Source organism: Nitrobacter sp. 62-13 (assembly GCF_001896955.1).
Lineage (GTDB): Bacteria > Pseudomonadota > Alphaproteobacteria > Rhizobiales > Xanthobacteraceae > Nitrobacter.
Genome location: NZ_MKRN01000209.1, coordinates 1 through 25104 on the forward strand (window position 1 = coordinate 1; position 25104 = coordinate 25104).

21 protein-coding genes are annotated in these 25104 nt (G+C 65.0%); 7 read left to right on the forward strand and 14 right to left on the reverse strand.

Going from position 1 to position 25104, the window contains the following annotated elements; genetic code table 11:
- Window positions 1-75: 75 nt before the first annotated feature.
- From BGN91_RS16995 to BGN91_RS17015, 5 genes are all read right to left on the reverse strand, one after another.
- The gene (locus BGN91_RS16995) at window positions 76-1023 is read right to left on the reverse strand and encodes a glycine--tRNA ligase subunit alpha (protein WP_292615175.1); all 948 of its coding nucleotides are present in this window, start codon (window positions 1021-1023) and stop codon (window positions 76-78) included.
- A 231-nt stretch (window positions 1024-1254) separates the two neighbouring features.
- Window positions 1255-1443, reverse strand: a complete 189-nt coding sequence (locus BGN91_RS17000) for a hypothetical protein (protein ID WP_292615177.1) — start codon at window positions 1441-1443, stop codon at window positions 1255-1257.
- Between the two features lie 120 nt (window positions 1444-1563).
- Window positions 1564-2433 (reverse strand): S49 family peptidase, encoded by an 870-nt coding sequence (locus BGN91_RS17005; RefSeq protein WP_292615178.1) that lies wholly within the window; start codon window positions 2431-2433, stop codon window positions 1564-1566.
- A gap of 169 nt (window positions 2434-2602) precedes the next feature.
- Window positions 2603-3361, reverse strand: coding sequence for a methyltransferase (locus tag BGN91_RS17010; RefSeq protein ID WP_292615179.1), 759 nt, complete (start codon window positions 3359-3361; stop codon window positions 2603-2605).
- Window positions 3358-3594 (reverse strand): DUF2007 domain-containing protein, encoded by a 237-nt coding sequence (locus tag BGN91_RS17015; protein ID WP_292615212.1) that lies wholly within the window; start codon window positions 3592-3594, stop codon window positions 3358-3360. The genes BGN91_RS17010 and BGN91_RS17015 overlap by 4 nt, the downstream gene beginning before the upstream one ends.
- Before the next feature lie 156 nt (window positions 3595-3750).
- On the opposite strand from BGN91_RS17015, the gene BGN91_RS17020 reads away from it, so the two are divergent.
- Window positions 3751-4761, forward strand: coding sequence for a polyprenyl synthetase family protein (locus BGN91_RS17020; protein WP_292615180.1), 1011 nt, complete (start codon window positions 3751-3753; stop codon window positions 4759-4761).
- A gap of 145 nt (window positions 4762-4906) precedes the next feature.
- Here BGN91_RS17020 and BGN91_RS17025 read toward each other — a convergent pair whose 3' ends face one another.
- From BGN91_RS17025 to BGN91_RS17035, 3 genes are all read right to left on the reverse strand, one after another.
- Complete coding sequence (locus BGN91_RS17025) at window positions 4907-5824, reverse strand: 4-(cytidine 5'-diphospho)-2-C-methyl-D-erythritol kinase (RefSeq protein ID WP_292615181.1); 918 nt, start codon at window positions 5822-5824, stop codon at window positions 4907-4909.
- 51 nt (window positions 5825-5875) lie between these two features.
- Window positions 5876-7657: a tetratricopeptide repeat protein gene (locus BGN91_RS17030; protein WP_292615183.1), complete on the reverse strand. Its 1782-nt coding sequence runs from the start codon at window positions 7655-7657 to the stop codon at window positions 5876-5878.
- 177 nt (window positions 7658-7834) lie between these two features.
- Window positions 7835-9496 (reverse strand): electron transfer flavoprotein-ubiquinone oxidoreductase, encoded by a 1662-nt coding sequence (locus BGN91_RS17035; protein ID WP_292615185.1) that lies wholly within the window; start codon window positions 9494-9496, stop codon window positions 7835-7837.
- A 186-nt stretch (window positions 9497-9682) separates the two neighbouring features.
- Here BGN91_RS17035 and BGN91_RS17040 point away from each other — a divergent pair, with 186 nt between their 5' ends.
- Entirely contained in the window at window positions 9683-10519 is an 837-nt protein-coding gene (locus tag BGN91_RS17040) for a uracil-DNA glycosylase (RefSeq protein WP_292615186.1), read from the forward strand.
- Window positions 10520-10524: 5 nt separating this feature from the next.
- Here the strand turns inward: BGN91_RS17040 and BGN91_RS17045 are convergent, their stop codons facing one another.
- From BGN91_RS17045 to BGN91_RS17065, 5 genes are all read right to left on the reverse strand, one after another.
- Window positions 10525-12033, reverse strand: coding sequence for a glycosyltransferase family 39 protein (locus tag BGN91_RS17045; RefSeq protein ID WP_292615187.1), 1509 nt, complete (start codon window positions 12031-12033; stop codon window positions 10525-10527).
- 139 nt (window positions 12034-12172) lie between these two features.
- Window positions 12173-12904 carry a ribonuclease HII gene (locus tag BGN91_RS17050; RefSeq protein ID WP_292615188.1) on the reverse strand — a complete coding sequence of 244 codons (732 nt, stop codon included), beginning with the start codon at window positions 12902-12904 and terminating at the stop codon, window positions 12173-12175.
- 113 nt (window positions 12905-13017) lie between these two features.
- The gene (locus BGN91_RS17055) at window positions 13018-14178 is read right to left on the reverse strand and encodes a PA0069 family radical SAM protein (RefSeq protein ID WP_292615190.1); all 1161 of its coding nucleotides are present in this window, start codon (window positions 14176-14178) and stop codon (window positions 13018-13020) included.
- A 70-nt stretch (window positions 14179-14248) separates the two neighbouring features.
- A complete protein-coding gene (moaB, locus tag BGN91_RS17060) occupies window positions 14249-14812 on the reverse strand; it encodes a molybdenum cofactor biosynthesis protein B (RefSeq protein ID WP_292615192.1) in 564 nt (187 codons plus the stop codon).
- Window positions 14813-14937: 125 nt separating this feature from the next.
- Window positions 14938-15855: a neutral zinc metallopeptidase gene (locus tag BGN91_RS17065; RefSeq protein ID WP_292615193.1), complete on the reverse strand. Its 918-nt coding sequence runs from the start codon at window positions 15853-15855 to the stop codon at window positions 14938-14940.
- 508 nt (window positions 15856-16363) lie between these two features.
- On the opposite strand from BGN91_RS17065, the gene BGN91_RS17070 reads away from it, so the two are divergent.
- Window positions 16364-17494, forward strand: a complete 1131-nt coding sequence (locus BGN91_RS17070; RefSeq protein ID WP_292615194.1) for a site-specific DNA-methyltransferase — start codon at window positions 16364-16366, stop codon at window positions 17492-17494.
- 183 nt (window positions 17495-17677) lie between these two features.
- Window positions 17678-18364: a glutathione S-transferase N-terminal domain-containing protein gene (locus BGN91_RS17075; RefSeq protein WP_292615195.1), complete on the forward strand. Its 687-nt coding sequence runs from the start codon at window positions 17678-17680 to the stop codon at window positions 18362-18364.
- 99 nt (window positions 18365-18463) lie between these two features.
- Here the strand turns inward: BGN91_RS17075 and mutY are convergent, their stop codons facing one another.
- Window positions 18464-19528, reverse strand: a complete 1065-nt coding sequence (mutY, locus tag BGN91_RS17080) for an A/G-specific adenine glycosylase (RefSeq protein ID WP_292615213.1) — start codon at window positions 19526-19528, stop codon at window positions 18464-18466.
- Between the two features lie 225 nt (window positions 19529-19753).
- Here mutY and BGN91_RS17085 point away from each other — a divergent pair, with 225 nt between their 5' ends.
- The 3 genes from BGN91_RS17085 (at window position 19754) to smc (ending at window position 24986) form a co-directional block, all read left to right on the forward strand.
- Window positions 19754-20233 (forward strand): DciA family protein, encoded by a 480-nt coding sequence (locus BGN91_RS17085; protein WP_292615197.1) that lies wholly within the window; start codon window positions 19754-19756, stop codon window positions 20231-20233.
- A gap of 273 nt (window positions 20234-20506) precedes the next feature.
- Complete coding sequence (locus BGN91_RS17090; RefSeq protein WP_292615198.1) at window positions 20507-21169, forward strand: DsbA family protein; 663 nt, start codon at window positions 20507-20509, stop codon at window positions 21167-21169.
- A 310-nt stretch (window positions 21170-21479) separates the two neighbouring features.
- A complete protein-coding gene (gene smc, locus BGN91_RS17095; RefSeq protein ID WP_292615200.1) occupies window positions 21480-24986 on the forward strand; it encodes a chromosome segregation protein SMC in 3507 nt (1168 codons plus the stop codon).
- Window positions 24987-25104 lie beyond the last annotated feature (118 nt).

Genomic DNA, 25104 nt, shown 5'->3' on the forward strand with positions numbered 1-25104 from the left:
CCCCTCCCCACCGCGAGCGGGGGGAGGGGAGCAAGCGCGTCAGCTCCTCACAATTCATCCTCGACGAGAACTGTATCACCCCGCCCCGCCCGCTTCGGTATGCAGCCACGCTTCGCCGCAGGCCTTCGCCAGTTCGCGCACGCGCAGGATATAGCTTTGCCGCTCGGTCACCGAGATCACGCCGCGCGCGTCGAGCAGATTGAAGACGTGGCTCGCCTTGATGCATTGATCGTAGGCCGGCAACGCCATCAGATGCGCCCCGCGCTGGCCGGGCTCTTTCGGATCGTCCCGCCAGCCGGCGTCGAGATATTTTTTACAGGCCTCTTCTGCCATCGCGAATTGCTTGAACAGCATGTCGGCATCGGAGTGCTCGAAATTATGCCGCGAATATTCCTGCTCGGCCTGCAGGAAGACATCGCCGTAGCTCACCTTGTCGGCGCCCTCGCGGCCGTTGAAGTTGAGATCGTAGACGCGGTCGACGCCCTGCACGAACATCGCCAGCCGCTCCAGCCCGTAGGTGAGTTCGCCCGCCACCGGCGCGCATTCGACGCCCGCCACCTGCTGGAAATAGGTGAACTGGCTGACTTCCATGCCGTCGCACCAGCACTCCCACCCCAAACCCCACGCTCCCAGCGTCGGACTTTCCCAATCGTCCTCGACGAAGCGAATGTCATGCAGCGCGCTGTCGACGCCGATCGCGGCCAGCGATTTCAGATAGAGATCCTGGATGTCCGGCGGCGACGGCTTGAGGATCACCTGGAACTGATAGTAGTGCTGCAGGCGGTTGGGGTTCTCGCCGTAGCGGCCATCCTTGGGACGGCGCGAGGGCTGCACATAGGCCGCGTTCCAGCGTTTCGGCCCCAGCGCGCGAAGCGTGGTCGCGGGATGGAAGGTGCCGGCCCCCACCTCCATGTCATAGGGCTGCAAAATCACGCAGCCATAGTCCGCCCAGTAGCGTTGCAGGGTCAGGATCAAGCCCTGGAACGAGCGTTCCGGGCGCATATGCGGAGGCAGGGAATCCATCGGTCTTGTCGGAGATTCGGGTGAATGCGCGGCGACCGTATCGGCCGGGGAAACCCAAATCAAGCGATGGCGGAACAGCGGTTATCGGAATGGCCCGACAACCCGGCGAATGGCGGCACACTAACAGCCAGCACCGGTCGGACCGCCGGACTGCGTGCCGGAGTCGAAGGGCATCAGTGCATGCTGTCGATACGAGGTCAGGCGAACGGCAAAGCTGTTCGCGCAGCCGTCTTAGTCGGGCCGGTAAGCACCGGTGCGGGAATCGCGCCGCAGGGTCGGAATATCGCGGCGCGCCGGCTCGGCAAAACGGGCCATCCGCGCCTCCTCGAGCTCCTGATTGATCCGCCTGGCCGTATTGTAGAGCCAGCGGAACGCGACTAGTCCACCGAGGGTAGCTGCAAGTGCAATCAGCGGCGGCATCGGTCGATCCTCTTCCTTCGTTGTCGGACCCCCAACTTCGCTACATTCTCGCTCAACCCGATCGTTCCTGCAATCGCTGTTTCGAGGCCAAATAGCCTGGAATTCGGGCGCGGCCGGGCTCTAAAAGCCGAATTTGGCCCAAATCGCCCGGGTCTCAAGCGCGGAAATCAGGTTATCCGGCATCCCCGCGATTCCATCGAGCGCGGCCACGGTTCCGGCTCCCGGCTTGCGGCCGAACAGCCCCGTCAGGAAACCGCTCGACGGTGCGATCAGCGGCGTCACCACCTTGTCGCCGAACCGCGCCCGCAGCGTCGAACGAAGATCGCCGACCGCGTCCGCAAGGCCGAGCGCAACCGCCCGCTCGCCCGCCCAGTATTCGCCCGTGAACAGGAGATCGTCCGATCCCTTCAGACGCGGCCCGCGGCTTGCCTTGACCAACTCGATGAAGGTGGCATGGATCTCGCGCTGGATCGCTTTCAGGCGCGCCACGTCGTCGGGATTTTCGGGCAGGAACGGATCGAGCGTCGCCTTGTGTTCGCCCGACGTATAGAGCCTGCGCTCGACGCCGATCTTCTTGATCAACTCGGTAAAGCCGAAGCTGCTGCCGACCACGCCGATCGAACCCAGGATCGAGGACGGATCGCAGAAAATCTCGTCGCCCGCGCAGGCGATCATGTAGCCGCCCGAGGCTGCGACATCCTCGACGAACATCAGCACCGGAAGCTTTTTCTCCTCTGCGAGCTGTCGGATGCGCAGATAAATCTGGCGCGACTGCACCGGCGAGCCCCCGGGTGAATTGATCACCAGCGCCACCGCTTTGGCGTTGTTCACCGCGAACGCCCGCTCCAGCGTCTTGGCGACGCCCCCAAGCGTCATGCCCGGCCTGAGCGGCGTGACGGCGCCGATCACGCCGGACAATCGCACGACCGGTACCACCGTCGTCCCGGGACGCCATCGCGTGGGAACCAGTTTCATCAGCATTGCTCTCATGCCGTCTCCTTGCGCTCCGGCGGTCCTGCATCATGCAACCGCCGGAAGTTACACAAGGATGTATGCAGCTGAGATGATTATCGGTAGCCTTCTCAAAGCCTTTTACCTCACATCCGCTTCAAACGGCCGCACAGGAGTGCGAGCGCCGCGCATGGCGGCTCATCTGCCGTCACATCGCAAGAACCTGCGCGCCGGACAGAATCTCGTGGCTCTCTTTGCTCGGCAGGCCGGTCTCGTCGGCCAGCATCAGAGCCGGACAAAGCCGGAGCGGCGCGCGGCTCCCCTTGACGGCACGAACCAGGATGCGGATCGCAGGCTTGCCGGCATCCGGATGCACCGGCCGGATCGCGACGCCGCCGAAGCCGCGACCGAGCGCGGCCAGCACCTCGGCCAGACCGTCGCTGCGCCAGATCAGGCTGAGCACGCCGCCGGATCTCAGCGCGCGTCGCGCCGCATGGACCCACCTGTCGAGCGCGGCAGGCTCCGCGACATGGGCCGCGCGACGGTTCTCGTCCGGCGACGGCCGGTGCCGCTCCGAATCGTTGAACGGAGGATTCATCAACACCACGTCGGCGCTGTCGGGACCGAGACCGGCGTCCGCGAAAGCCGCCGCCCCGGCTGTGATATCGAGGATGCAGACCCGCGCCGCGATCCCGTTGAGAACCGCGTTGCGGCGCGCCAGATCGGCGAGGATGTCGTCGCGCTCGACCAGCGTCAGATCGATGCCGGCAAGACGCGTCGCCACCGCGAGCCCAGCTGCGCCGACGCCCGCTCCGAAATCAACGATACGATCGCCGCTTTTGCCCGGCGTCGCGGCGGCCAGCAGCATCGCGTCGTGGCCGGCGCGATGGCCGGACAAAGGCTGGTATAGCTGCAGCCGCCCGCCGAGAAATGCGTCCGCGCCCACGGCAGGTCGAGCACCGGTCATCGGCCGGAGTCGTCGGGTCGCAATTCGTGGCCCAGCCCGGCTTCGATAAGAAGCTGGCGTGCCTCGGCATTGTCTTCATCATGCACCAAGATGCGGCGCGGCAGGACGCCGAGCGACCCCTCGATCACGCTCATGTTCTGGTCCAACACCAAATAATGGAGGTCGGCGCCATCCAGCAGCGCGCCGATCGCCGACACCAGCACGACGTCATTGGTTCGGACCAATTCGCGCAATCTCGCATTCTCCCGCGCTTTGCGCAGCTTCACGGCCCTGTGGCCCATGTCAACCGCGACATGTCAACAACTACCTGCGCTTGCCGCGCCAATCGGCACTTTCTATTGTAGCCGCCGCAAATGGCGCGGATAACGTAAAAGTCGGAGATCCTCAGCTTGGCGGTCATTGTCCCATTCGAAAGCCACTCGACCGGCTCCGTCGACCAGCTCGTCGAACTCGTCGCCGCCGACATGGACCGCGTCAACGCCACCATCCTGTCGCGGACCGGATCGGAAGTCACGATGATCCCGGAGGTCGCGAACCACCTGATCTCGTCCGGCGGCAAGCGGCTGCGTCCGATGCTGACGCTGGCGATGGCCCACCTCGCCGGCTATTCCGGCGAGGGTCACGTCAAGCTCGCGGCTTCGGTGGAATTCATGCACACCGCGACCCTGCTGCACGACGACGTGGTCGACGAGAGCGAACTGCGCCGCGGCAAGCTGTCCGCGCGCATGGTGTGGGGCAACGAGGCCAGCGTTCTGGTCGGCGACTTCCTGCTCGGGCAGGCGTTTCGCATGATGGTCGAAGTCGGCTCGCTGCGCGCGCTCGACATCCTGTCGTCGGCTGCCGCCACGATCGCGGAAGGCGAGGTCATGCAGCTCGCGGCGGCGAAGAACACCGCCACCACCGAGGACGAATACCTCGCGGTCATCCGCGGCAAGACCGCCGAACTGTTCGCCGCCGCCTGCGAAGTCGGCCCGGTGCTCGGCGAGCGTCCGAAAGCGGAAGAAACGGCGGCGGCCAGCTTCGGCATGAACCTCGGGATCGCTTTCCAGCTCGTCGACGACGTGCTCGACTACGGCGGCAAGTCGGCAAAGCTCGGCAAGAACGTCGGCGACGATTTCCGCGAAGGCAAGATCACGCTGCCGGTGGTGCTGGCGTTCCGCCGCGGCAACGATATCGAACGGGAATTCTGGGTGCGGGCGCTCGAGGAAGGCGAGATCGGCGACAACGACCTCAATCACGCCATCGGGCTGATGACCAAGCATCGCGCATTGGAGGACACCCTCAACCGCGCCCAGCACTACGGCGCGATGGCGGTCGATGCGCTGGCGCTGTTTCCGCCGTCGCCGATGAAGAGTGCGCTGGAGCAGGTCGTGGCGTTCTGCCTGGCGCGGTCGCACTGAAAGTTCGGTGGATTCATCTTCGTCATTCCGGGGCGATGCGGAGCATCGAACGCGGAATCTAGCCAAATTCGATTTTATCATGTCTCCGGATTCCGGGTTCGCGCTCTCGGCACGCCCCGGAACGACGTGGAAGGCTTTGAGGCGCCTAGCTCAGCGTCCCCGCATGAACCCACCATGACGGATGATCGCGCTGGATCGTCTGCGCAGCGCGGCACGCGTCGGCCTCATCACCGAAGATCGCAAAGCACGTCGCGCCGGAGCCTGACATCCGTGACAGCCGCGCGCCGGTGGCCCGTAATCTCGCGAGCACCTCGCCGATCACCGGCTGAATGCGGATCGCGGGCGCTTCGAGATCGTTGGAGCCGCCGGACAGCATCGCGAGCCAGTCGTCCATCGGCGCGCCAGCCTTAGGCCATGCGATCGCCTCGATCACGTCGGAGACGCCGGCGTGCAGTTCGCCCTTTCGAAGGCCAAGCGCGGCGAAGACATCCTTCGTGGCAACGGGAACGCGCGGATTGACCAGCACGGCCGGCATCGTCGGCAAACCCAAGGGCTGCAAGGCTTCGCCGACGCCCGTCATCACGCAGGCTTCCGAGCGAACGCAAACCGGCACGTCCGCGCCGGTCAGCCGCGCCGTCTCCATCAATCCCGGATCGCTGAGCGCAATGCCGTTGACGCCCGCGAGCAGCCGCAACGCCGCAGCCGCATCCGCCGAGCCGCCGCCGATGCCGGCCGCGACCGGCAAATGCTTGTCCAGCGCGAAAGCGCCCGTCTTCAGATTTGCGACCCGCTCACCGAACAACCGCGCCGCCTTGAGCACGAGATTGTCCGCAACCTCGCCGCACTCCTGCGCGCGCGGCCCGCTGGCGACAAGCGACAGGTCCGCATCCGGCGTCAGGGTGAGGCGGTCGGCGCAATCGGCGAATGCGACCACGCTTTCGAGATCGTGAAAACCATCGACGCGCCGCCCCAGGACCCGCAGGGTCAGGTTGACTTTGGCGCGCGCGGCTTCGCTCAGCGCCGGTGCGGTCGATGTCATGCTGGTGGCGTCGGTGACGATCATGGCGGATGTCAAATCCAAAATCGCGCGCGAATCAAATGATTTTTCGCCCGCTCAGCCGCCCTTGCCGTCCTCCTTCTTTTTGTCCGCCGACGCCGCGGACGGCGTGTCGTCCGCCGGCAGGCCATCCTTGATCTTGGCTTCGATCTTCGGCAGATCGTCCGGCTCCGGCTTCAGGTCGCGCGCGTGCGCCCACTGGAATTTCGCCTCCAGCGTCCGGCCGACGCGCCAGTAAGCGTCGCCGAGGTGATCGTTCACCGTCGGGTCCTCGGGCTTGAGGTTGATCGCGCGCTCGAGCGTCTTGACCGCCTCCTCATAATTGCCGATGCGGTAATAGGCCCAGCCGAGGCTGTCGACGATATAGCCGTCATCCGGCCGCTGGTCGACGGCGCGCTTGATCATCTTCATGGCTTCGTCGAGATTGGTGCCGCGGTCGATCCAGGAATAGCCGAGATAGTTCAGAACATGCGGCTGCTCCGGCTGAATTTCGAGCGCCTTCTTCATGTCGACTTCGGCCTTGTCCCAGTTCTTCGACCGCTCCTCGCAGATGCCGCGGAAATAGTAATAGACCCAGTTCGGCTTGTCCTTCGCCTCGGCAATCACGTCGATGCCCTTGCTGTAGGTCGTCGCGCAATCGGCGAACTTCTTGCGGCCGCGCTCGACATTGCCGAGCGCCATGATGGCCTCCAGATCCTTCGGATCCTGCTCAATGACATCCTTGAGAATCTTGATCGCTTCGTCGCTGCGATCGACGGCATCGAGGTTGGTCGCAAGTTGAATCTGCGCGTTGCGCTTCAACGGCGAATCCGCTGGCACGCGCTGATAGACGCCGATCGCCATCTCCGGCTTCTTCACCGATTCATAGAGATCGGCGAGCGACAACAGCGCCATCGGATGATTGGGCGCGAGATAAAGCGCGAGTTGCAGATAGACCAGCGCCAGATCCTCGCCGCCGCGCCGGGTCAGAGACGCGCCGATGCCGTAAAGCGCTTCGGCGGCGCCGGTTTGCGGCGAACTGACGAGCTGCGGCAGCTTCTTGCCGGCCTTGGTCTCCTTGATGCCTTCCAGGATCAGCGGATGCCGCGGCAGTTTCTTGTCGAACGACTCATACACGGCGAGCGCCGCCGCATCGTCCTTGTTGCGCGACAGCCACCGCGCATAGGCGTCGGCCACGCGGAGCGCTGAATCATCGAGCTTGTAGGCGCGCTCGAGACGAACGCCGGCTTCCTTTTCCCGGCCGGCAAGATCGAGCAGCATCCCCGAATGCAGATCCTTGAAGATCGGGTACCATTCCGGACCGGTCAGCGAGTCGATATTGGCAATGGCCTGCTTGGTGTCGCCGGCACCATAGTCGGCCCAACCCGACAGCAGCGTCGCCACCAGATCGGTGATCGGCCCGCGAATCGACTGGTTGATGTTTTTCCGGGCCGCAGTGTACTTCTTCAACTTGAGATTATGAACGCCGATGACGAGCCGGGCGACGCGATTGGATTTGTCGACGGTGAGAATGCGGTCGGCCAGCTTCACGGCCGCATCGATGTCGCCCTCGGCCAGCGACGAGATGAACGCACGATCAAGAAGCTCGTTGTTTTTCGGATCGGTGCGCAATGCCGTGCGATAGAACGCCGCAGCGGATTTGGCATCGCGTTCCACGCTGGCATGGCGCGCGGCGAGATAGCTGCCCGCCTTGGTCATGGTGCGCAAATCTCGCGCACTGGGAAACTGCGCGGTATCGGTCGGATGGTCGGGCGTCTGCGCGGCCAGCGGGTTTGGCAGCGCGAACGAGGCCGCGGCGGCAATGGTGATCGCCAAGCGATTGAAACGAATGGACAACATCGGGATTCGCTCAGCTCCAGGTTTCACAGGACACTTGGCGCGGCTTGGATGCGGGCGCGCCGCCGGCTCATATCGCAACGCCCGTTTCTAACATTCGCATCAGCTTTGCGCGAGTGTCTTTGCGATCGCTGGAATCAAGGATGGCTTAACGGCGAGCGGGCGTTCACGGAATCGTGGTCACATCGCCTCGTAGTTGGGACCGCCGCCCCCCTCGGGCGGAACCCAGGTGATGTTGCCGTTGGGGTCCTTCACGTCACAGGTTTTGCAATGGACGCAATTCTGGGCGTTGATCTGAAAGCGCGGACCGGTGTCCTCTTCGACCCATTCATAGACGCCGGCTGGACAGTAGCGGCTCGAAGGCCCGGCATAGACGTCGTGTTCCGAGGTCTTTTGCAGGGCCATGTCCCCGACCTTCAGATGAACCGGCTGATCCTCCTCATGATTGGTGTTGGACAGGAACACCGAGGACAACCTGTCGAAGGTCAGCTTGCCGTCCGGCCTCGGATAAGCGATCGGCGCGTGGGTCTTTGCCGGATCGAGCGTCCTGCGGTCCGGCTTGCCATGCGACAACGTTCCGAACAGCGAGAAGCCGAACAGGGTGTTGGTCCACATATCGAGCCCGCCGAGCGCCACGCCGGCGACAGTGCCGAACTTCGACCACAGCGGCTTGACGTTGCGGACCTTGAGCAGATCCCTGCCGACCGCGGATTCGCGCCAGGCGTTCTCGTAACCGGCGACCTCGTCGTTGGCGCGGCCCGCCTCGAGCGCCGCAGCGACATGCTCGGCCGCCAGCATGCCGCTGCCCATCGCATTGTGGACGCCCTTGATGCGCGGAACGTTGACGAAACCGGCCGCGCAGCCGATCAGCGCGCCGCCAGGAAATGTCAGTCGCGGCACCGACTGGTAGCCGCCCTCGGTGATGGCGCGCGCGCCATAGGCGAGCCGCTTGCCGCCCTCGAAGAGGCCACGGATCGCGGGATGCGTCTTGAACCGCTGGAATTCCTCGAACGGCGACAGGTACGGATCGTCGTAATTCAGGTGCACGACGAAGCCGACCGCGACGCGATCATCGTCGTAGTGATAGAGGAACGAGCCGCCGCCGGTGGAATTGCCGAGCGGCCAGCCGAACGAGTGCTGGATCAGCCCGTTCCTGTGCCTGGCGGGATCGACCTGCCAGACTTCCTTGAGACCGATGCCGAATTTCGGCGGCTGGCTGGCCTTGTCGAGCCCAAATCCGGCGATCAACTGCCGGGACAGGCTGCCGCGGGCGCCTTCCGCAAACAACGTGTATTTGCCGCACAGCTCCATGCCGCGCACGTAAGAGCTCTTGTGCGAGCCGTCGCGCGCGACGCCCATGTCGCCGGTCGCGATACCACGGACCGCGCCGCTGTCGTCGTAAAGCACGTCCGTCGCCGCGAAGCCGGGATAGATTTCGACGCCGAGCGCCTCCGCCTTCTGCGCGAGCCAGCGGCAGAGGTTGCCCAGCGAACCGATGTAGCAATGATGATTGTTCATCAGCGGTGGCATCAGGAAACCGGGCAGCCGGATCGCGCTGCGTGGCGTCATCCAGAAAAACCGGTCGTCCTTGACCCGCGTCTTCAGCGGGCAGTCGGCGTCGCCGCGCCAGTCCGGCACCAAAGCGTCGAGCCCGGCCGGATCGATCACCGCGCCGGACAGGATATGCGCGCCGACTTCGGATCCCTTTTCGACCACGACGATGCTGAGATCGGCATTGAGCTGCTTGAGCCGGATCGCAGCCGACAGGCCCGAGGGTCCCGCGCCGACGATAACGACGTCGAAATCCATGGATTCACGGGGCGGCAATTCGGTACTGCTCATGGTCTGCTTCCGCAACCGGCGCTCTCTGCGTCTGCCGTGCATCCAGGGCCTGATTTGCTTCAGGGCTTGAATGCTTCAAGCCTTGTTGTTTCCGATTTTTTGCCTGAGAACAACCATGGAAAGCTCCTCCGGCTTTCGGCGCAGAGCCCCGCCAAGGTTGTTTGCTGCAAAATCGTGGATGCCATCATGAGTTCCGATCACGCACCCACCGTCAGAGACCTCATCGCCTTTTATCTCGAGGCCGGGGTGGATTGTGCGCTTGAGGAGGAACCTGTCGATCGCCTGTCCGCCTGCGATGGCCCGATCGTTCCGCTAGCCGAAGCGAGCCCCGCGCCGGCACGGCAACCGCACGACCGCCCGGCCGCGGCCGCCCCTCGCGCCGGGATTGCACCGCCGCCCGAGATTGCCATCGAATCCGCGCGCGAGGCCGCCCGTACCGCTCCCTCACTCGAGACGCTGCGGACATTGCTCGACAGCTTCGAGGGCTGCGCGTTGAAATTCACCGCGTCGCGGCTGGTGTTCGCCGACGGCAACCCGCAGGCGCGGCTGATGTTCGTCGGCGAGGCGCCGGGGCGCGACGAGGATATCGAGGGACTGCCGTTCGTCGGCCGTTCAGGCCAGCTCCTCAACCGGATGATCGCGGCGATCGGCCTCAAGCGCAGCGACGTCTACATCGCCAACGTCATTCCGTGGCGGCCGCCCGGCAACCGGACCCCGACGCCGCAGGAAACCCAGATCTGCCTGCCGTTCATACGGCGCCAGATCGAACTCGTGAATCCCGACGTTCTGGTCACGCTCGGCAATCCCTCGACACAGACGCTGCTGCAGACCCGCGAGGGAATCATGAAGACCCGCGGCAAATGGTTCGACTACGACACCGGCGCGCGGACGATCCGCGCCATGGCGACGTTCCATCCGGCGTACCTTCTGCGCTCGCCGTCCTACAAGCGCATGGCGTGGCTCGACCTGCGCGCGATCGCCAGGGCGCTGGGAGATAAGGCGCTGGAAGAGACGGCCTCATAGCTTTGTCATTGCGCTTTCGGCCGGACGATGGCCCAGCCGATCCGCAACGAGGGAAGCCGGCCGTTGACGAGGCGATCGAACGCCCGCGGAATTTCCGGAACGAGGCCGGGAAAACGCTGCGCAATGGCATCGGGCGGCGTGCCCGCGGTGTCGGACGCGCGCCAGACCACGACGCCGCCGAGCTCGTTGAACGTCTCCAGAGTGATCCAGGGCGTGCGCTCGGGAGTTGCATCAAGCAGGAGATGCGGCCGCGAGGGACCGAGCGCAACCAATGCCGCGAGTTGCGGATCGCCCGCGACCGCCTGCAGCGGACGGCTGGTGCGGCGCTGGAAATTCTCGCCGAAGAAACGACTGATCGCCGACGCAGGAATAGACGTCGCAACCTCGGTGCTCGCGAACCACGGTTGAACAACGATCGTCGCGATCACCGCAAGCGCCGGAGCCACCACGGCGGCGAGCCAAGCCGCGCGCAGCACACGCAACCGGCGCAGATGAATCACCTCGCCGGACAGCAGAACGACCGCAAGACCCGACATCAACAGCGCAATCGCCGCGCCCCCGACCACGTGATCGACCCCGAACAACGCCGCAACGAAACTTCCGCCGAGCGCCGGCGCGAGGGCGAAGACGTAGACGAAATTCTGCGCCAACGGATCGACCGGCGGCCGGGCGATCACCGGCGCGTCTTCAGGCTTCCAATTGACGGATTTGGAATTGAGGACGGCCAGCAGAACGAGGCCTGCCATCGCGACCACGAGAGAAAAAAGCAGTTCGCCCCAGCGCAACAACCGCAGGTGCAGCTCAAAAAAGTCAGGCCAAGGTGGCGCACCGAGCGCGTCTGCGCGCACCAGCCAGATCAGGTAAGGCAGCGCAAGCACCGCGATCACCAGCAGCGCGAACAGCGGCTCCACCGAGCCCAGGGCGTTTCGGCCGCGCTCCGTCGCCAGCGCGAACACGACGAGCGCCAGCAACAACCCGACCGCGGCCGGCGTGGTCAGCAACAGCAGGCCGGCTTCGATCGACAGCGCGAACCACGCATTGCGGCGGCCCTGCCCGAGGATCTGCCAGGAATGCAGCAACAGCAGCGCCCACAGCGGGCAGGCGAGCACCAGCGGGCCGAATGTCAGGCCCGGCGCCCCGAAGGCTGTGGCCGTCATGGTCAGAAGGACGGCAAGAACCGCGTGCTGGCTGCCGACGATGGTCCCGGCCAGTTCGTACAGAACCCGGAACGCAACGACGAAGCAGAGTTGCGACAGCACGTAGACGCCGAACATGTGGTTGCCGGCGGCGCGATAGGCGATGTCGCCGAGCCAGAACGCCAGCGGCGGCCCGAGATCCGTTCCGACCTGATATTCGCGGCCGAACGCGAGAGCCGTCGCGAGATCACCGGGCGGTCCCCGATACAGCAGCAGCGGTACCGTGAGCCACATCGCCGCCTGCAGCAGCACCACGATCCAGAACACCAGCAGCGGCCGGGCCCTGATCAGTTCGACAACCAGCGAGGTGAAGCGCATGAAGGGCCTGGTGGCGGCGGGTCTTGCAAAGTTCTAGAGCATTTTCGCCTCTGATTGAATCAGAAGCCAAGCTCTCGACGCCTGCGAGTGATAAAGCGGGTGAGCCGGCCAGGCAACCGGCCCGACAAATCGGATCGCCTCAGATCGCCGCCTCGATCGACATACCGGCCGATGTCTCGCTGGCGGGGGCGCTTTCCCCGATCGGTGCCGCGCGGTGGCGTTCGCGCGCCGCCACGACCGGCGCGAAGAAGCTGCGATGATGCGGGCTCGGCCCGAGACGGCCGAGCGCATCGAGATGCTCGGGCACCGCATAGCCCTTGTGAGATTCAAAGCCGTAGCCCGGGCAGTCCTGCGCCAGCTTGCACATCAGCCGGTCGCGCGTGACCTTGGCGACGATCGAGGCGGCCGCGATCGACAGCACAAGGCCGTCGCCGCCGATCACGGGCTCGCACCCGCAAGTGATCTCGAGCCGGTCGCGGCCGTCGACGAACACATGCTGCGGCATGTCCGGTAGCGCATGGACCGCACGCGCCAGCGCCCACAGCGACGCGCGCAGGATATTGTCGCGGTCGATCCGCGCGCTCGACGCGGAGACCACCGCGAAAGACGCGGTTGCGGTGATCTCCTCGAACAACTCCTCCCGCCGCGCCGCCGTGAGGCGCTTGGAATCGTCGATGCCCTTCGGGATTCGCTTCGGATCGAGCACCACCGCAGCGGCGCCCCCCGGTCCCGCCAGCGGCCCGCGGCCGACCTCGTCGCAACCCGCGACCGGCCACACGCCGCGCTTGATGAGCGCACGCTCGCGCCGAAAGCTCGGCTGCGCGACAGCGGGCGGTTTCCCCGGCTTGTCCCTGGACGGATCCCGAATCATACGTGGATGGTGCGGACAGGATGCCCGCAACACAATCCCGAAATGCATTTATGCCCGCTGTCCCGTATCGCGGTTCCCACTGCCCGCGGTCCGTCGCCACGGCGGAGTCCGGCTCAGAACAGGCTCAACTGTTGTCCGCTGCGGGCGGGCTTGGCAAAATGGTCCGTCGTCAGTTTTGAGCGCTTCTTGTTGAGACCAAGTTTTTCGCAAGCGATCTCGAAGCGACGGCCGATCATCCACGCCATCGGCCCGGCGCCCTTCATCCGCGCGCCCCATTGCGAATCGTAGTCCCGGCCGTTGCGCATGTCCCGGATCAGCGTGAAGACATGGCGGTAGCGATCGGGATAGTTCGCCATCAGCCATTCGCGAAACAAATCGCGTACTTCCAGCGGCAGGCGCAGCAGCACATAGTTCGCCTCCCTGACGCCGGCATGGGCCGCGGCATCGAGAATCCGCTCGATCTCGCAGTCGTTCAGCGCCGGAATCACGGGGGCCACCATCACAGTTGTCGGAATCCCGGCTTCCGACAGCATTCGCAGCGCCTCCAGCCGCCTATGGGGCGCCGATGCGCGCGGCTCCATGGTGCGGCCCAGCCTGGGATCGAGCGAGGTTACCGAAATCGCGACCTTTGCGAGGTTGCGCTTCGCCATGCGCGACAGGATGTCGATGTCGCGCGTCACCAGCGCCGATTTCGTCACGATGCCGACCGGATGCGCGGCGCGTTCCAGCACTTCGAGAATGCCGCGCATGATCTTCCGGTCGCGTTCGATCGGCTGATAGGGATCGGTATTGGTCCCGATCGCGATCATCTTCGGCTCGTAGCCGTCCGCAGCCAGTTCCTTCTCCAGCAAGGCCGGGGCGTCCGGCTTCGCATACAGCTTCGATTCGAAATCCAGCCCCGGCGACAGGCCGAGATAGGCGTGGGTCGGCCGTGCAAAACAATAGACGCAACCGTGCTCGCAGCCCCGGTACGGATTGATCGAGCGGTCGAAGCTGATGTCGGGCGAGTCGTTGCGGGTGATGACTTTTCGCGCGGTGTCGGTCGCGACCGTGGTCTTGAACGGCGGCAGTTCGTCGAGACTCTGCCAGCCGTCGTCGAAGGCCGTGCGCGCTTCGACCTCGTATCGGCCGCTGGCATTGGACTGCGCGCCGCGCCCCCTCCTCCGCTCGCGATCGATTGCGACCTCAAGCTCCACGAAGGGAGAAACGGCGTCCGCCGGTCCGGGGGGCAACGTGACCGGCGGATCGAGGATGGAAGCCGATGCTCTGCTCATGACGAGACTATAGCACCGGATCAGAACAAATCAAGAACAAGCCCCGGCGATCCCCAACCGTTGCACGCCGTCAGGCCGACGCGCCCTTGGCCTTCGGCCGGCGCAGGTGTTCATCGAGCCTCGGCATGATCTCGACGAAATTGCAGGGGCGCGTGCGATAATCGAGTTGGGGCGCAAGGATGCCGTCCCAGCCGTCGCGGCAGGCGCCTGGGGACCCCGGCAGGCAGAAGATGAGGGTCGATCCCGCGGTGCCGGCGGTGGCGCGGCTCTGGATCGTCGAGGTGCCGATCTTGGCATGGCTCAGCATATGGAAGGCGATCGAGAAACCGTCCATCCGTTTCTCGAACAGCGGCTCGACGGCCTCGGGGGTGACGTCACGACCGGTGAATCCGGTCCCGCCGGTGGTGATGACGACATCGATGCCCGCGTCGGCGATCCATTTCTTCACCAAAGCGCGGATCGCCTCGACATCGTCGGTGACGATCTCGCGCGCGCCGAGCTTATGACCGGCGGCCGTCAACCGCTCCGCGAGCGTCGTACCCGACTTGTCATCAGCGAGCGAGCGGGTGTCGGATACGGTCAGCACCGCGATGTTGAGCGGGACGAAGGCTTTTGTCTCGTCGATGGACGGCATGGCGGAGCTCCGTCATGCCCGGCCTTGTGCCGGGCATCCACGTCTTCAACATCTTCTCGATGAACAAAGACGTAGATGGCCGGGACACGCCCGGCCATGACTATCATGGCATGATGACTTCTAACTCACAAACTATCCGCAGCGAAGGTATTGCAGGACTGCACGGTGCCCTGCTGGTAGCCGGTCATGAACCAGCGCTTGCGCTGCGCCGCCGAGCCATGCGTGAAGGAGTCCGGCACCACATGGCCCGTCGCCTGCCGCTGCAGCGTATCGTCACCGATCGCCGTCGCCGTGGTCAGCGCGGCGTCGATATCGCCGGGTTCGAGGAAGCCCGGACGCTTCTTCTCCTCGCGGTTGACCCAGACGCCGGACAGGCAATCCGCCTGCAGCTCGACCTTCACCTGCAGCGCGTTCGCCTCGGCCTTGCTGTCGGCCTGCTGCTGCAACCGCGTCACCTTCGGCAGAATGCCGAGCAGGTTCTGGATGTGGTGGCCGGCCTCGTGCGCAATGATGTAGGCCGCAGTGAACCGGCAGGCACTGCCTGAACAGCCATGGAAGCGCGTTTCCACCTGTTTGAAGAAACTGGTGTCCAGGAATATCTGCTTGTCGGGCGGGCAATAGAACGGGCCCATCGCGGACTGCGCCATGCCGCAGCGGCCGCCGTTGGTGGCGTTGCGGAACAGCACGATGCGCGGTCCCGAATAGCTCTGCCCGCTGGCCCTGAAGATCTCGCTCCAGCGGTCGTCGATTTCGCCGAGCACGCCGGATATCATTTTGCCCATGTCATCGGTCGGCGCGCCGGTCTTGGAAGGGCGGTTGTCGGTCTGATAGCTCGGGGCCGAGCCGCCGCCGGTCAGGATTTCCGCGCCGCCGATCAGGATGCGCGGATCGATGCCGAATGCGTAGCCGACCAGGCCGAGAACCAGAATGGTGCCGATGCCGAGGCCGCCCCGGCCGAAACCACCGCCGCCGCCAAATCCGCCGCCGCCGCCGTCGCGACGATCGTCGATGTTGTCGCTGCGGCGAAAATCGTCATCACGCATGGCGTCGGTCCTCGTTTCGATCGCGACATCACCGCGACCCGGCGACGCCAACGTAGAATTTCCACTTCGTTAATCAATAGCCTGCCCGGCAATAATTGCCTAGTGCGGTTCAGGCCGGGAGGTTCGCCCGACCGATCTATCGGAACATCGAAAACGAGTCCGAACCGCGGCGTTCGCGCATGATCGCGTGGCTGGCTGCGGAAAAATCCGGTGGCGAGCCTTTGCCGATCCTGTTTCTCGTCGCTCCAGTCTGAGCGATGCGCGCGTCAACGATCAGACGGTGTGTTGATAGCGATGACTGCGACAGCAACGCGCACATCGTAAAAAACGATATCGGTTTGCGCGCCGCGTTGCGAAGCTGTGCGCGCCGCGTGGCGAAAACGCGTCTGCAATCAATGAAAGGCATTTGCAATTAAGTCGATTTTTACTTTGGCAGGTCACTGTAGCGCCAGTCGGTTGTTTGGTCCCGCGTCGCCGACAGCGTCGCCTGAGTCAGAGTATGTGAGTCATGGTCGTGTCGCGTCGCGGGGCGTCTGCAAAGACGCCCCGCACCAAATTTGATTCCCCGACTTCGCGTATCATCATTGGCGACTGCGTCGCCGAGATGTCGAAGCTTCCATCCGGATCGGTCGATCTGGTGTTCGCGGATCCGCCCTACAATCTGCAACTCAAGGGCGATCTCAAGCGGCCTGACGAATCCCACGTCGACGCCGTCAATAACGACTGGGACAAGTTCTCGTCGTTCGCGGCCTACGACGATTTCACCCGCGCCTGGCTGCTCGCCTGCCGCCGCATCATGAAGCCATCCGCGACGATCTGGGTGATCGGCTCCTATCACAACATCTTCCGCGTCGGCGCGCTTATGCAGGACCTCGGCTTCTGGATCCTCAACGACATCGTCTGGCGCAAGACCAATCCGATGCCGAACTTCCGCGGCCGCCGCTTCACCAATGCGCATGAAACCATGATCTGGGCGGCACGCGACGAGAACGCCAAGGGCTACACCTTCAATTACGAGGCGCTGAAAGCCGCCAACGAGGATGTGCAGGCGCGCTCGGACTGGTTGATTCCGCTGTGCACCGGCGACGAACGGCTGAAGGGCAAGGACGGCAAGAAAGTGCATCCGACCCAGAAGCCGGAAGGGTTGCTGGCGCGGGTCTTGTTGTCGTCATCCAAGCCGGGCGATCTCGTGATCGATCCGTTCAACGGCACCGGCACCACCGGCGCCGTCGCCAGGCGTCTTGGCCGCAGCTACATCGGTTTCGAGCGCGACCGGACCTATGCCGCCGCAGCCGAGCAACGCATCGCGGCCGTCGAACCGCTGCCGGAAGCAACTCTCGCCCCGTTCATGACCGCGCGTCAGGCGCCGCGCGTGGCGTTCTCCGAGCTGATCGAGCGCGGCATGATCTCGCCCGGCGCGAAACTCGTCGATGCGAAAAAGCGGCACGGCGCGCTGGTGCGCGCCGACGGCGCCATCATGCTGGGCGACAAGGTCGGCTCGATCCACCGCATCGGCGCGGTGGCGCAGGGCGCGGGAGCCTGCAACGGCTGGACCTTCTGGCACATCGAAACCAGCAAGGGTCTCAGACTGATCGACGAGTTGCGCGCTGAAATCCGCAGCCGAATGGCGACCGACTGAGACGGCCCGTCGAATTCGCCTGTCGACGGAAAGCTGTGCAGCCAACGCACAGCGGATCGCGAAACGCGTCGGTTGCATTGATCTGAAAATCCACGCATGAAATGGCCGTCCGCGGGCATCCTCCCTCTCCCGCGCGTTCCAGTTCAAACCAGTCCTCCCCAAGCACGGACAGTGGAGCTTTCGATGATCAAGTTCTATTTCAACGGCGCGCCGAACCCGAACAAGGTCGCGCTGTTTCTGGAAGAAACCGGCCTGCCCTTCGAGCTTGTGCCGGTCGATACCCGCAAGGGCGACCAGTTCAAGCCGGAATTCCTGAAGGTGAATCCGAACGGCAAGGTGCCGGCCATCGAGGACGACGGCGTGTTCGTATTCGACAGCAATGCCATCCTTCTTTATCTCGGCGAAAAGACCGGCAAGTTCATGCCGGCGAACACGCCTGCCAATCGCGCGCAACTGCTGTCGTGGCTGATGTTCATCGCAAGCGGCCTCGGGCCTTATGGCGGCCAGGCCATCCACTTCAAGGATTACGCGCCGAAGGGCATGGACTACGCGATCAACCGCTATCTGTTCGAGGCGCATCGTCATTACAAGGTTCTCGACGATCATCTCGCCAATAACCGCTACATGGTCGGCGACGCCTACACCATCGTCGACATGGCGTTCTGGGGCTGGGCGCGCATGGCGCCTCGCGTGATCGGCGAGAGCGGCGTCGCCAAATATCCGAACTTCAAGCGGCTGCTCGACGAGGTTTCGGCGCGGCCGGCCGCGACCAGGGCGATCGCGCTGAAAGACAAGTTCACCTTCAAGACCGAGAACGACGACGAAGCCAAGAGCTTCCTGTACCGCCATATGACCACCAAGGTGGCCTGATCGTTTTTCATCTCTGGTGACGAGGCCTTTCGGCTCACGCCGGAGGGCCTTTTGCTTGCGCGGGGACGATCGTTCTTGCCTCGCTCTATCACAACAGTGCTAGATTTTTTCGTCCAACCCGTGCGCGATGACCTTGCGCATCAGGTTCGGCAAGGCTTCATCCTTCAGCGTTGCGATCGGCGTCCAGCGCATGCCCTCGGGCGCGCGCGTGCGCGCGGCGGCGGTCGCGGTATAGACTGCCAGTTCCAACGGAAAATGCGTGAAGACATGCATGACCGTGCCGGTCTTGCGCCGCCAGCGCGCGCCGCCGATTGACGGCGCCTGCTTCCGCGCGTCCGCATCCTCCTGCGCGGCGAGCCAGTCCGATGTCGGCACTTCCGTCATGCCGCCGAGCAAGCCTTTCGCCGGCCGCGTGCGGACCAGCAATTCATCGCCGCGCCTCACCACGAAAGCCGCACCGCGCCGCAACTCGCCCGCCTTCTTCTTCGCCTTGCGCGGAAACGTCTCCTGATCGCCGCGCAGCCGGGCCGCGCATTCATCGCTGAACGGGCACAGCGCACAGGCCGGCTTCTTCGGCGTGCAGACGGTAGCGCCGAGATCCATCAGCGCCTGCGCGGAATCGCCTGACCGCGAGGATCCGAGCAGCGTCGCCGCAAGCTCCCGGATGCGCGGCTTCGCCTTCGGCAGCGGCTCCTCCATCGCGAACAGTCGCGACACCACGCGTTCGATGTTGCCGTCGACCGGCATGATGCGGCGGCCGAACGCGATCGCGGCAATCGCCGCCGCCGTGTAGGGGCCGATTCCCGGCAGCACGCGCAAGCCTTCCTCTGTATCGGGGAACGAGCCGCCGTGATCGCGCCGCACCGCCACGGCGCAGGCATGGAGATTGCGCGCGCGCGAGTAATAGCCGAGCCCCGCCCACATCCGTAAGACATCGTCGAGCGACGCGTTCGCCATCGCATCAATGTCCGGCCATCGCGCCAGGAACTTTTCGAAATACGGGCCAACCGCCTTCACCGTGGTCTGCTGCAGCATGATCTCCGACAGCCAGACCCGATAAGGGTCTGCGGCCTCGCCCGGCAGCGCACGCCATGGCAGGCGGCGGCGGTTCCGGTCGTACCAGGCAAGCAGCAACACCGGGCGGTTGCCGTCTCCGTCTCGCATCTTGTGCGCGTTTCGTATCGCCGTTGCCGCCCGTGCCATCGCGCCATTCTCGTCGATGGAAATCAAGTTCTCCACGTCATGCGCGGCCTCGTGCCGGGCATCCACGTCTTTTTCACGTCTTTTTTCGCGAGTTGCCGCAAAAGACGTGGATGGCAGCATAACGTCGAGCGCGCCCCAAACGTCAATCGTGTCCCAAACGAGATAGCGACATGCTATAAAGCGCGGATGTCCAAGCCCGGTCCGATTTCGGCCAAGCCGTTGTCCGCGCTGCTCGGCGATGTCTTCTCCGACGCTTATGCGCGGCAGGGATTTGCAACGCGCGAACTGGTGACGCGCTGGGCGGAGATCGCCGGACCCGAGATTGCCGTGCATTCCGAACCGATGAAAATCCAGTGGCCTCGCCCCGTCGAAGGACAGCCCGAGCGACCGGCGACGCTTGTGCTGCGGGTCGAAGGCCCGGCGGCGCTGGAAATCCAGCACGCCTCCGACGTCATCCTGCAACGGGTGAATCGCTTCCTCGGCTGGAACGCGGTCGGCCGGCTCGCCTTGCGGCAGGCGCCGCTGTCGCGCAAGACCCGGCGAAAGGCCGCCCGACCGCCGGACGAGGCGGAGGTCGCCAGTGTCGCCGGGACGCTGTCATCGATCGAAGACGACGGTCTGCGCGCGGCGCTGGCGCGGCTCGGCGCCTCGATCAAGCGAAATTGACGCGACCATGGATCAGGCTTCCGACAGCGCGCCATTGCCACAATTGTCGTTTCAAGCTAGTGGTCCGATTCAAACATTCGCGTTCCGTTTCAGCAAGCACCTTTGCGAATGTTTGAATCTAAGGACCACTAGCAGCCATAGATTACTAGTGGAGTATAGGATTTGACATTCGCTTCACGCATTCGCGGCGAGGTCGGCAGCGAATGTCAAATCCACTCCACTAGCGAACAAATGTCTTTGCAGGCGCGCTTGCGCCGTTTCGGGAGCAAACCGTTGATCATCACGCGCCGCGCCTTCACCGCCGCTCTCTCGCTGGGCGGACTCGCCGCCTTCGCAGGTCTCTCGCCCTGGCGCCTGATCGGCGAGGCCATGGCCCAGAGCGCCACCGCCGCCGACGTCGCCAAGCCGGTCTCGCTGCCGGACATGGCGCTCGGCCCCAAGACCGCCGCCGTCACCATCACCGAATATGCCTCGATGACCTGCCCGCACTGCGCGCGCTTTGCGGAAAACGTCTTCCCGAAGATCAAGACGGAATACATCGACACCAACAAGGTCCGCTACGTGTTCCGCGAATTCCCCCTCGACATCAAGGCGGCGGCCGGCTCGATGCTGGCCCGCTGCATCGCCAAGGACGACGCGGGAAAATACTTCGCCGTCATCGACACGCTGTTCAAGTCGCAGGATGTATGGACCGGATCGAAGACCACGGAATCGCTCAAGCAGATCGGCAAGCAGGCCGGCCTGAGCGGTCAGGAGGTCGAAACCTGCCTCAAGGATCAGGCCCTGCTCGACAAGATCGCGGCCGACCAGAAGTACGCCAACGAGGTCTTGAAGGTGAATTCGACGCCGACGTTCTTCATCAATGGCGACATGGTGAAGGGCGAGACCTCGTTCGAGGAATTCAAGAAGAAGATCGACCCGCTGTTGAAGGGCTGAGCTGCGCGGCGCAAGGCGCATTCGGCAGAGCGCGCACGAGTTCCACCTAGAGTTTTTCCGCGTCTGATGGATCAGAAGCGGACTCTGTAATTTGATTCGACGCGTTTTCTTCAGGCGAACGATCCACGTCGCTCGAAAACGCTCTAACTGCCGCAAAAGCCTCTGGAAAAGCCTGCTCCCGCGGTTGCCCAGACGCGGCGCTCTCGTCATTGTCGAGCCTCGCGAGGCGCGACTCAGGGCTGCCGGCAATACGACATATGGTATTGTAACTGCGGGCTGATTCGCGTTTTGCCAGCACAGCAGAGTGCCCATGAAACTCACGCGCCTTCGCCTTCACGGATTCAAGTCGTTCGTCGAACCCACCGATTTCGTGATCGAGCCGGGTCTCACCGGCGTGGTCGGACCGAACGGCTGCGGCAAGTCCAACCTGGTCGAAGCGCTGCGCTGGGCGATGGGCGAGACGTCATACAAGTCGCTGCGCGCCGCCGACATGGACGCGGTGATCTTCGCAGGCTCCGGCAACCGCCCGGCGCGCAACCACGCTGAAGTGGTGATGACGATCGACAATGCCGATCGCTCCGCGCCTGCGGCCGTCAACGATTCCGAGACGCTGGAGATTTCACGCCGGATCGAGCGCGAGGCCGGCTCGGTCTATCGCATCAACGGCCGCGACGTTCGCGCCCGCGACGTGCAGATCCTGTTCGCCGACGCCGCCACCGGCGCGCGCTCGCCGGCGCTGGTCCACCAGGGCAAGATCGGCGAGATCATCCAGGCCAAGCCCGAGCAGCGCCGCCGTGTCCTGGAGGACGCCGCCGGCGTCGCCGGCCTGCATGCGCGACGCCACGAGGCTGAATTGCGGCTGAAGGCCGCCGAAACCAATCTCACCCGCGTCGAGGACGTGATCGGCCAGCTCTCCGGCCAGATGGACGGCCTCAAGAAGCAGGCGCGGCAGGCGATCCGCTATCGCGACGTCGCGGCGAAGGTGCGCAAGGCCGAGGCGATGCTGTTCCACCTGCGCTGGCTGGACGCCCAGGCGGAGGTGACGGAAGCCGCCAGGGTTCACGATCTGAATGTCCGCGAGCTGGCCGAACGTACCCGCGAGCAAGCCGAAGCCGCCCGCCTCCAGGCGGAACGCGCATCCGAATTGCCGTCGCTGCGCGAGGCGGAAGCCCGCGCCGCCGCCGGACTGCAGCGCCTCACCAGTGCGCGCGAGGCGCTCGACCGCGAGGAGGAGCGCGCGAAGGAGCGCGCCGCCGAGCTCGATCGCCGGCTGACGCAGCTTGCATCCGACATCGAGCGCGAGCAGCGGCAATCCTCCGATGCCGATGACGCCTTGCGGCGGCTCGACGCCGAGGACGCCGAGTTGAAGGAGGAGATCAAGTCGCGCGTCGAGACCCGCAGCGGCGTCGACGAGCGGGCGGCAGAGGCGGAAGCGACGCTTGCCGCGACAGAGGCCACGTTCGCGGAATTGACCCGCGCGCTGGCCGACCTCACTGCCCGGCGCAACCAGCTTGAAACGAACGTGCGGACCCACCGCGACCGTCTCGCGCGCATCGATCAGCAGATCGTGGACGTGCAGCGCGAGACCGAAGCGCTGGCGCGGCAGACCAGCGGTTTCGGCGATCTCGATGCGCTGAGCGCAGCGATCGAAGGCGCGCAGCAGGCGCTTGCGCAATCGGAAAGTCTGAGCCGCGAGCGCGAGACCGAACATGCCGCAGCGCGAGGGCAGCTCGACGCCGCCCGCTCCGGCGTCGAAGCGGCGCGCGGACCGTTGCAGGAGGCCGACAAGCGAGCGCAGCGGCTCGAGACCGAAGCCAAGACCATCGCCAAGATCCTCAACGGCGAAAGCAAGAACCTGTGGCCGCCGATCATCGACGGCATCAGCGTCGACAAGGGCTACGAGAAGGCGATCGGCGCCGTGCTTGGCGACGACCTCGACGCACCGGTGGACCAGTCCGCGCCGATGCGCTGGACCGGTGCGAGCGTGACGGCCGAAGACCCGGCGTTGCCCGAGGGCGTCGAAACTCTTGCCACCCACGTGCACGCGCCGCCCGAACTGGCGCGGCGTCTGGCCCAGATCGGAGTCGTCGCCAAAGAGCGCGGCGCGGAATTGGTCGCACATCTCAAGACCGGCCAGCGGCTGGTATCGCTGGAAGGCGACGTCTGGCGCTGGGACGGCTTCGTGACCGCGGCCCACGCCCCGACCGGCGCGGCGCGCCGCCTCGCCGAGCGCGCGCGTCTTGCCGATATCGAGAGCGAGATCGAGCGCGCGCGCGCGGAAGTGGCCGAGCGGCGGCAGGCGCTGGAGGCGGCCCAGCAGGCGGTCGCCGCCGCCGGTCAGGCCGTCACCGCAGCCGCCTCGGCCGAGAGCGAGGCGCGCAACGCCTGGCGCACGGCGCAGCGCGAGGCCGACGCCGCGCGCGAACGTCATGCCAGCGCCGAGCGCGAGATCAACCGCCACGCGGCGCGCCGCTCCGCGCTGGCCGAAGCCCACAACCGCCTGACCAGCGACCGCACGGAAGTCGCCGCCGCCCATGAAGCCGCGACCGCCGCGCTTGGCGAGTTGCCGCCGAGCCTCGACACCGAAACGAAGCTCGGCGAGGTGCGGACCGAGATCGATGGCCATCGCCGGCTTGCGGCGCAGGTGCGCGCGGAAGCGCAGGCGCTGGCGCGCGAAGCCGAGCTTGCGGACCGCCGCCTGCAGGCGATATCGGCCGAACGTAACGAATGGCAGACCCGCAAGCAGAGTGCGGCCTCGCAGATCGCGACCATCGAAGCGCGCGTCACCGAGGTGAAGGCGGAGCACGCCGAGCTCGACAACGCGCCGGCGCTGTTCGCGGAAAAGCGCAGCGCCGTCATCAGCGAGATCGAGCACGCCGAGAAGGATCGGCGCGACGCAGCCGATGCGCTCGCCGCCGCCGAAACCGCGATGGCGGAAACCGATCGCGCCGCGAGAATCTCGCTGGAGGCGCTGTCGAGCGCGCGCGAAGCCGCCGCCCGCGCCGAGGAACGCATGGACGGCAGCAAGCGTCGTCTGGAGGATACCGAACGGGAAATCCGCGACATGCTCGAGGTCGAGCCCGGCGCGGTGGCGTCGCTGGCCGAGGTGCAGGACGGCGTCGACCTGCCGCCGCTGCCGGAGATCGAGGCGGAGCTGGAAAAGCTGCGCCGCGACCGCGATCGCCTCGGCGCCGTCAACCTGCGCGCCGAGGAGGAGCTGCGCGAGGTCGAAACCCAGCACACCTCGCTCGCCACCGAGCGCGACGACCTCGTCGAAGCGATCAAGAAGCTGCGCACCGGCATCCAGAGCCTCAACCGCGAGGCGCGCGAGCGGCTTCTGACCTCGTTCGAAACCGTCAACACCCATTTCAAGCGGCTGTTCACCGAGCTGTTCGGCGGCGGCGAGGCGGCGCTTCACCTGATCGAGAGCGACGATCCGCTGGAAGCCGGCCTTGAGATCATCGCCAAGCCGCCGGGCAAGAAACCGCAGACGCTGTCGCTGCTCTCGGGCGGCGAACAGGCACTGACGGCGCTGGCGCTGATCTTCGCGGTGTTCCTCACCAACCCCTCGCCGATCTGCGTGCTGGACGAAGTCGACGCACCGCTCGACGACCACAACGTCGAACGCTTCTGCAACCTCCTGCACGAGATGACATCGTCCACCGAGACGCGCTTCATCATCATCACGCACAATCCGATCACCATGGCGCGGATGAACCGGCTGTTCGGCGTGACCATGGCCGAGCGCGGCGTCTCGCAACTGGTGTCGGTCGACCTTGAAAACGCGGTGAAGATTCTCGACCAGAACGTGGCGTGACGTCAGATTCTCCACGCACAGACGCGCAGTTATTTTCTCGTCATGGCCGGGCTTGTCCCGGCCATCCACGTCTTGACTTGTGGCCATCACCCTTGAAATGAAGACGTGGATGCCCGGC